The organism is Clostridium sp., assembly GCF_032552055.1.
Lineage (GTDB): Bacteria > Bacillota > Clostridia > Clostridiales > Clostridiaceae > Clostridium.
Genome location: NZ_JAWGSV010000358.1, coordinates 1 through 2364, shown reverse-complemented (window position 1 = coordinate 2364; position 2364 = coordinate 1). Strand labels below are relative to the sequence as shown.

The following is a 2364-nucleotide window of genomic DNA, read 5'->3' as shown; positions in this document are numbered from 1 at the left end:
TTTGCTCAAATTACTTTGAGTCTTAATTTTAAGACTTAAAAGAATTGCTGGTTTATTTTACTTAACTTTATTCTGTTCAATTTTCAAAGACCATTTTCTTCGTCGCCCTCAAGCGACTTCATTATCTTATCATTCTAACAATATTATGTCAACACATTTTTGTTATTTTTTTATTTATTTTATTATAAAACCCTAGAAAGCCTTATTTTTCTTAGGTTCTCTAGAGCTTTATATTTTATTCATATACTATTTAGTATATCCTAATGACTTTAAAATAATTAATGCAGTATCCTCTATAGCTCTTTGAGTAACATCAATAGTTTTACAGCCTACCTTCCTCATTATTTTATCTGAAAATTCAAATTCCTCTAGTATTCTTGCATCACTTGCATATTCTATCCCAGTTGGCATTCTATGAAACTTATCTAATCTCTTTTTTCTAATTTCTATTAATTGAAGTGGATTTATTACTAATCCAAAAACTTTTTTTCTATCAACTTCAAATAACTCATTAGGTATTTCTACCTCTGGCATTAATGGTATATTTATTGCCTTTAATCCCTTGTTAGCAAGATACATACATAACGGTGTTTTAGAGGTTCTAGAAAGTCCTATTAAAACTACATCTGCATTTTTTAATCCTCTATAGTCTTTACTATCATCATATTGCATAGCAAATTCCATAGCCTCAATTCTTTTGAAATATGTATCATCTATATTTCTCATTGCACCTGGATTATTATCTGGCATTCTATTTAAAAGTGATGATGCTACATTTACTATAGGACCCAGTACATTAACTACTGAAATGTTTTTCTCTAAACACTTTTGAGTTAAGTATTCCCTTACATTTACTGTAATAATAGTAGACACAATCATTACCTTTTCAAATTCACTTATTTCTCTCATTATATATTCTACATCATCTAATTCTTTTACATAAGGAATTCTCTTTACTTCTGCCTCACCTTTAAATTGACTTGCTGCAGCTAATGCTACTTGCTCAGCTGTTTCTCCAATAGAATCAGATACCGCAAAAATCTTCAACATCTCAAACCCTCCTAAATATGTAGTGTATTAATATTATTCTTTATTCGAATAGTTTAATTATTCATAATTTACTTATAATTATATCAGAATTAAATTATTTTGTGTTGTTCTGTGTAATTTATAAATATATATGATAAAATTTTAATATCTTAAAAATACTATAGGAGGATGAAATGGCTGATAATAAAAATAAAGAAAAATGGCTTACTATAGGATTACTCCCTATTATGTGGCTAGTATATTTTGCCTTTGAAATCTTTACTGGCAGAGTTAATGATATTTATACTCTAGTGATGAATCTATTATTAACCCTTGTTTTTGCTTTTACAGGATTAATAATTTACTATTTATCCAAAAAATATAATAAAGGATTTAATAATAAAACTGTTATTCTAATTTTCTTAATTCTAATGTTAATTGATCAAGGGATAAAAATAATAATTAAATTCTTCTTTTTCAATAATTATGTGGAAATAATTAGAGGCTTTCTTTCTTTTGACCCTATTATAAATACTGATGGTTCTTGGCTTAATGCAAGATTTGGTTTAGGCGTTGGCTTTTCTGCTTTAATTGCTCTAAATGTAATTGCAGTTATTTTAGTAATAGAAGTGTATAGATATTACTTATCTAAGGGAAATAAAAGCTTTTGGGCTGATATGTCATTTTCATTTATAAGTACTGGTGCTCTGTGCTCCTTAATAGATAAGGTCTTTTATGGTGGAAGCTTGGACTTTATAGGCATTAGTGATTTATTTATCGCAGACATTAAAGATATTTATATTAACCTTGGTATATTATTTTTTATTATGCTCATTTATATAGGTGGATATTTTAAAGATGAAGATAATAGTACTTTAAAAGATGATTTGGAATCTATAAAGAAGTTTTTAAAATTCATGAAAAAAGATATATTGAGAAGATAAATAAATAATAAGGCTTTCGATAATATAAACTAAACAGATTTAAATTAATTAAGTCTGCTAACATATATTATTGAAAGCCTTTCTATATTGCATATATTAATTCATAATAAAATACTAATTTAATATTATTGAGAAATTAAATTCTAAACTAATGTTTTAAAAATAAAAAAACCACTTCTTAAATTAGAAGTGGCTTGGTGGCTTACCCGGGAATCGAACCCGGTACACCTTGATTAAAAGTCAAGTGCTCTACCGATTGAGCTAGTAAACCTTATTACCTGGCAACGTTCTCCTCTCCCACACAGTCGCCCGTGCAGTACCATCGACGCTGTAGAGCTTAACTTTCCTGTTCGGAATGGAAAGGAGTGTTTCCTCTACGCCATCATCACCA

General features: G+C 28.0%; 2 protein-coding genes, 1 tRNA gene and 1 rRNA gene. 1 reads left to right on the top strand and 3 read right to left on the bottom strand.

What is annotated here, in order from left to right; genetic code table 11:
* Positions 1-246: 246 nt before the first annotated feature.
* On the bottom strand, positions 247-1050 hold the full coding sequence (locus tag E6248_RS15480) for a pyruvate, water dikinase regulatory protein (protein ID WP_316341663.1): 804 nt from the start codon (positions 1048-1050) through the stop codon (positions 247-249).
* A gap of 173 nt (positions 1051-1223) precedes the next feature.
* On the opposite strand from E6248_RS15480, the gene E6248_RS15475 reads away from it, so the two are divergent.
* Entirely contained in the window at positions 1224-1973 is a 750-nt protein-coding gene (locus E6248_RS15475) for a signal peptidase II (RefSeq protein WP_316341662.1), read from the top strand.
* 195 nt (positions 1974-2168) lie between these two features.
* Here E6248_RS15475 and E6248_RS15470 read toward each other — a convergent pair.
* Positions 2169-2244: transfer RNA gene (locus E6248_RS15470), tRNA-Lys, on the bottom strand.
* Between the two features lie 5 nt (positions 2245-2249).
* Positions 2250-2364: ribosomal RNA gene (gene rrf / locus E6248_RS15465) — 5S ribosomal RNA — on the bottom strand; the annotation flags it as partial.

Bases quoted from the DNA above. Each gene is read 5' to 3' on its own strand.
- E6248_RS15480 (WP_316341663.1), bottom strand. From the start codon at position 1,050: ATGTTGAAGATTTTTGCGGTATCTGATTCTATTGGAGAAACAGCTGAG.
- E6248_RS15475 (WP_316341662.1), top strand. From the start codon at position 1,224: ATGGCTGATAATAAAAATAAAGAAAAATGGCTTACTATAGGATTACTC.